At 69.1% G+C, this 543-nt stretch carries 1 protein-coding gene; it reads right to left on the bottom strand.

The genetic code is table 11. The features are described 5' to 3' along the window. Positions 1 to 543 (bottom strand): hypothetical protein (locus ACO0E0_RS15140; RefSeq protein ID WP_422872275.1); only part of this gene is annotated, 543 nt, incomplete at both ends.

Here is a 543-nt window from a genome sequence, read left to right as displayed (position 1 = left end):
GGTGCTGAAGGTCTTGTTCAGCAGCGCCGCAGCGTCGGAGGACACGTGCACGGTGGTGCCGGTCAGGATCGCGTCGTTGCCGTCGAGCTGGAGGGGCTTGAGGGTCCCACCGTGCAGCGAGAACAGGTACGCCTGGCTGACCGCGGTCGTGCCGTTCACCGCGACATCACCGTAGAGCTTGCTGTTGCCCGGGTTGACGGTGAAGTTCGACAGCGTGACCGTCGTGGACCCAGCCGTCAGCGTCAGGCCCGAACCGTCGTGCTCGAGGATGCCCTGCACGTAGGGGCGGTAGCCGGAGTCCGGGGACCAGTACACGACGCTGCCGCCGGTGATCGGGAAGTGCACCGAACCATCGGTCAGGGTCGCCGACCCCGACACACCCGGCGTCAGGCCCAAGCTCTTCAGCGCCGCAGCGAACCCGGCGTCGAGCTTGACGGCGGTGTTGCCGCCGAGGACCTCGGGCACCGCAGCAGCCGGCGCGGGGATCTTCGACGACGACGCCGCAGCGTAGTGCGCCGGAGCCGCGTTCGCAGCCGTGAGACC

This window comes from Curtobacterium phyllosphaerae (assembly GCF_049341865.1).
GTDB classification, from domain to species: domain Bacteria; phylum Actinomycetota; class Actinomycetes; order Actinomycetales; family Microbacteriaceae; genus Curtobacterium; species Curtobacterium phyllosphaerae.
Note: the sequence above shows the minus strand (reverse complement) of the source record. Positions and strands in the feature narration are given on the sequence as shown.